Source organism: Psychrobacter sp. T6-1, from assembly GCF_052258445.1.
This window is the reverse complement of record NZ_JBQQFC010000174.1, coordinates 1-5080: the sequence shown is the minus strand read 5'-3', so window position 1 is coordinate 5080 and position 5080 is coordinate 1. Positions and strand designations below refer to the sequence as shown.

The following is a 5080-nucleotide window of genomic DNA, read 5'->3' as shown; positions in this document are numbered from 1 at the left end:
AAACGCTATGACAACCCCTGCTCGCAAACGCAAAAAAGCCGCCCCAAAAACCTTTAAGGCGGCTTATGATATCCTAAAAACCAATGCCGCTCAGCTTCAGCAACAAGACGAGCCGGATATCGACAATCTAATGACGACGGTTGAAGAATCCATCGCCGCTTACCGTGTGTGCGAGACGCGTATCAATGCCGTGCAACAAGCCTTGGATGCCGCGTTCGCTGAAGAGGACTCTATCAGCGTAGACTCTGAAAGTTAATCCAGTTCATCAACTTCAAACACTTGGCGCAAATATGCTAGATAAGTATCATTATTGATCATAGTTTTGCCAGGACTGTCTGATATCTTGGCTACGGGCTGTCCGTTGCATTCGACTAGTTTTAGGACAATATTGATTTGGGTCAAACCCATATCATTGGTCAAGTTGGTACCGATACCAAAACTGGTCCTAATTCTATCTTTAAAATACTGATGTAAGTCCCAAGCTTTTTGAATATCTAGACCATCACTAAAGGTCAAAATCTTGGTCTTGGGATCTATCTTAAGCTTTTGGTAGTGAGCAATGGCTTTGTCGCCCCAGATATAAGGGTCGCCGCTATCGTGACGCAATCCGTCAAACAACTTAGCAAAGTACAGATCAAAATCGCGCAAGAACGCATCCATGCCGACGACATCCGTCAGCGCAATTCCTAAATCGCCGCGATATTCATGCACCCATGCCTCAAGCGCTGCCTTTTGTGAATCGCGCAGGCGCACATCCAAGGCTTGAAAGGCTTGCATAAACTCATGCGCCATCGTGCCTATTGGGGTCATTCCCAAAGTTTTGGCGAGATAGACGTTGGAGGTGCCGCCCACGATTTTAGGCTCAGCCTTATGCAAAGTCTCAACCACATGCGCCTGCCAGCCTTTACTAAAGCGTCTACGAGTACCAAAGTCGGCGATGATAAAAGGCGGCTCTCCTGCCGTTTGCTGCGTAACATACTGATGAAGTAGAGCTACCTTAGCATCAAGCCTGCGCTGCCCTTCTTCTATGACGGCGGTATCTGATAACGCGTCAAAATACAGCTCATTGACGATAGCTAAGACAAAGACCTCAAAGAACATCGCCTGAATCATAGGTCCTTCGATATCGATATGCAAGCGGCCTTTCTCGTCAGTGCTCACGGTGATAAATCGACGCTTGAGCTGAAATAGCTCTAAATAATCGACAAAATCTGAACGGATAAAGCGCAGACCGCGTAGATATTCAAGCTCATCTTGCAAAAATCGCAACTCGCACAAACTATCTAACTGCTGCTCCAAAGCCTCCTTAATAGTTGCTAGCGGATAGGCGGTGTCCGCATTATTACGACAGCGAAAGCGGTAGACGCCATGAGTCTGCGGAAACTGGTGCAACATGGCTTGGAGCATAGTAAATTTGTACAAATCATTATCAAGTAAGGAGGTAATGATAGGCGTAAAAGGTGCACTCATAGGACAACCTGATAAGTATAAAAGAGGAGATAAATAAAATAATGGTAAGGTTAATTATTAGAGCCAAACCCTTAATGATTTTGGAAGTATAACTGATTTTAAAGGCTTTATATCTTAAACTAAAAAACGCTAAGCCTGTACTCATCCGCCTAGCGTTTTTTGTTTTCTCAAAATGCTATGTAAAGCATTAAGCCTTTGCACTCATAAACTGCGCGACATAATCATCGGCGGGATTGGCGCGTAGCTCACTTGGCGTGCCCGTCTGTACCAAGCGTCCGCCGTTCAATATACTAATGCGTTGACCCACTTTAACCGCCTCATCGATGTCATGGGTGATAAACACAATCGTTCTATTAAGACGTGCTTGTAGCTCTAATAACTGATCTTGCAATTGCGCCCGAATCAGAGGATCAAGCGCCGAGAATGCCTCATCCATTAGTAGTACAGGCGTATCCATCGCCAGCGCTCGCGCCAGCCCAACGCGCTGCTGCATACCACCAGATAGTTCATCAGGATAGCTGTTCTCAAGATTGGGCAACCCAACTTCATTCAGCCAGTGACGCGCGATATCATGACGCTCGCTCGTGCTCATCTTGCGCACTCGTAGACCATAAGCCACATTTTGTATAACCGTCATATGCGGCATCAGACCAAAGTGCTGAAACACCATACTGACCGTTTGCTGACGATAGTGCTGTAGTGCCTTGTCGTCCAATTCAAGTATATTGATAGCAGCATCGGATATGGTAGCTGGCGAATTTGCGCTTACAGAGCCTGATAGGCTTTTGGCAAACCTATCGTTTGATATCTCATTCAAAGTGGTATTGGCATCAATTGATGTATCTACCCATATCTTACCTGAGGTCGGATCGATTAAACGATTGAGATGGCGTATTAAGGTTGATTTACCAGAACCTGATAGCCCCATGATGCAGTGTAGCTCGCCTGCTTTAATCGCAAGGTTGATATCATAAAGCCCTACTGAATATCCTGTCTGCTTTTTAACCTCGACGCTGTCCATACCCTCGGCTAGTAGAGCTAGCGCCGATCTGGCTTGACTAGGGCTAGCGTTATAGATTTTGCTGATGTTTTCTAGTTGAATATGATTCATTATTATTCTCTATTGTGAATGCTCAAGACGCTCTACCCTATGTGCTGGCGACCCGCTTCAATGGTTTTTTGACGCGCACGCTTACCTTGACCGAACGCTTGGGTAATGCGGTCAATGATAATCGCCATAATGACAATCGCGGTACCTGCTTGTAGACCTTGCCCGATATTGAGCGTTTGAATAGACTGCAATACATCCTCGCCTAGACCTGGCGCGCCAATCATAGAGGCCAGTACCACCATCGCAAGCGACATCATGACCGCCTGATTGACCCCAGCCATGATGCTGGGCAAGGCTTGCGGTAGCTTAACCCAGATAAGCAATTGCCAATGAGTACTACCAAATGAGCGCCCCGCCTCAATCATCTCGTGATTGACTTGAGTGATACCGAGCATTGTTAAACGTATCAGTGGCGGCAAAGCATAAATGACCGTTGCAAACAGCGCGGGCACTTTACCAATGCCAAACAGCATGAGCACAGGTATCAGGTAAACAAAGCTTGGCATCGTCTGCATAACATCGAGTATCGGCGTGATTATCTTGCGTAGTATCTGGCTCCCTGACATCGCAATGCCAATGGGAATCCCTATAACGATAGTGACCAGTACTGATACGATCAGCAGCGCCAGAGTATCGACCAAAGCGCCCCATAGTCCAAAAGCGCCGATCAAAAACAGCCCAGCGCCGCAAGCGAGCGCAAACCATATCTTACGTACCCCAAACCATGCCAATACTGCAACGGCTGCAATAATAAGCCAAGGCGGTATAAAGGTTAAAGCGCGCTCAATAGGCAACAATAAATAAGTTAATGTCACACTACTAATGCTACGAAACACATCGCCGTATTCTCTGACGACAGTTGCCAATGCCTTGTTAAGCGAGTCCTCAAGTGACCATGAGGGGAAGCTTGATGATAACGCCAATAAGCTATTTGTAGGCTCAACAGAATCAAGAGGCGTGTTTACATCAGTATCACCCGCACTACCTCCCGAGGCGTTTATACCTAAAGCTGTGGCCAAATTGCTTGCTGCGTCAGCCGATAGCCACTCTTGCCAGACGCTAGGGTTTTCACGCAAAAACAGTAAGGCTTGCTCATCGCCACTGCGCTTGTTTTCACTCATAGCTAAAATAGCGCCGTTAAGCTGATCAGGGGTGAACTGTACTTTTTTGTATGCCTCAACCAGATCAGGATTATCGTTAATAAAAGGCGTTGAGGCGGCGATTTTGAGTGGTGATACGGGAAACCCTGAGACGCAGTCTGAGGTGCCATTTGCGATTAACAAGTCTTGCCAGCACTCATCAACATGCTCAGGGAACTCAATCGGTGCAAAATCGTATTTGGCGATCAAGCCTGTTGGCTGCCAGTAATAAAATAGCAGCGGTTTACGCTGCTCAAAAGCAGAGGCAATCTCAGCATCAAGCGCTGCACCCGTTCCTGGATGTGCATTGTTAAAGACACTATCTAAACCTGTGTTTTTGAGCAGGCGCGTATTAAAGATCTCACATGCCCAGCCAGAAGGACAATTCATAAATCGCGCACGTTTTGGATCCTGTGGATCACGAAACAGCTCCGCGTATTTGGGCAGATCTTCATAGCGGCGTAAACCTGGATTGTCATCTATTACATATTGTGGAACATACCAGCCTTGGGTTGCGCCGCCTTTTAGCGTATCGCCAATGACCGCCACTTTATTGTCATTGATGGCTTGCTCCATAATCGGTGAGCGCCCTACCCACTGCTCGCTTATGATCTGAATATCGTTTTGTGACAGTGCGGTCTCAAGCGCAGGACCTGCGCCAGGCACCTCTTCAACCGTGCAGCCATAGCCACTTTCGGTGATGTATTTGAGCACGCCTGCTGTGAATTGACCGCTCTCCCATGTCAACGCGCCAAACTTAATGGGTGTATCACACGCCGCTGAGCTCGTTGCAGCAGAGGCGGTCGACATGCCAACAATCGACCAGAAAAATGAGCTGAGCAATAATACACTGAGTGCAATCCATTGGCGCATGAGCGATCCTATTTGTGGGTCTAACTAGAGTTCTAACTATGACTGTTTATACTAAAAGACTTAGCGATGAGCTTTATTACTTTTAACGTATTGATTTAAAGTGTAGCGATTTAGAATAAAGATAACAAACGCTTATTTATCAACTTTACAAGTACTACTTTATTTTTTGTAAAAAAAAGCGCCTATATCCATAAGCGCTTTTATATTTCTAATCTTTTAGATTCTCTTTACTTTAAGAACATACCCATCGCTTTTTTAAAGAAGCCGCCATAAGGAGGTAGCAAGAAATTCATGCCGTTGAGCTTAGTCTGCACAAACACAGGCTTCATATGGCTTAAACGCTCAAATCCTGCTTTGCCGTGATAAGCGCCTGTACCTGAATGCCCAACGCCGCCAAATGGCAAATCGTGCTGTACCACATGCAAGATAACTTCGTTGATGCATAAGCCGCCCGATACCGTATTTGAGCGCACTCTGTCGATATCAT

Annotated in this window: 5 protein-coding genes; 1 reads left to right on the top strand and 4 read right to left on the bottom strand. The window is 46.3% G+C overall.

The features are described 5' to 3' along the window. Nucleotides 1-7 precede the first annotated feature (7 nt). On the top strand, nt 8-256 hold the full coding sequence (gene xseB, locus ACTXGO_RS09435; protein ID WP_317198982.1) for an exodeoxyribonuclease VII small subunit: 249 nt from the start codon (nt 8-10) through the stop codon (nt 254-256). On the opposite strand, the gene pncB is transcribed toward xseB, so the two are convergent. The 4 genes from pncB to ACTXGO_RS09415 all read right to left on the bottom strand — a co-directional run. Continuing rightward, the gene (gene pncB, locus ACTXGO_RS09430; RefSeq protein ID WP_317198983.1) at nt 253-1470 is read right to left on the bottom strand and encodes a nicotinate phosphoribosyltransferase; all 1218 of its coding nucleotides are present in this window, start codon (nt 1468-1470) and stop codon (nt 253-255) included. The genes xseB and pncB overlap by 4 nt on opposite strands. Before the next feature lie 187 nt (nt 1471-1657). Next, on the bottom strand, nt 1658-2581 hold the full coding sequence (locus ACTXGO_RS09425; RefSeq protein WP_317198984.1) for an ATP-binding cassette domain-containing protein: 924 nt from the start codon (nt 2579-2581) through the stop codon (nt 1658-1660). 32 nt (nt 2582-2613) lie between these two features. After that, the gene (locus ACTXGO_RS09420) at nt 2614-4593 is read right to left on the bottom strand and encodes a glycine betaine ABC transporter substrate-binding protein (protein WP_435949079.1); all 1980 of its coding nucleotides are present in this window, start codon (nt 4591-4593) and stop codon (nt 2614-2616) included. A 227-nt stretch (nt 4594-4820) separates the two neighbouring features. Beyond that, nucleotides 4821-5080: aldehyde dehydrogenase family protein (locus ACTXGO_RS09415; protein WP_443574200.1), on the bottom strand; the 260-nt coding region annotated here is incomplete at its 5' end.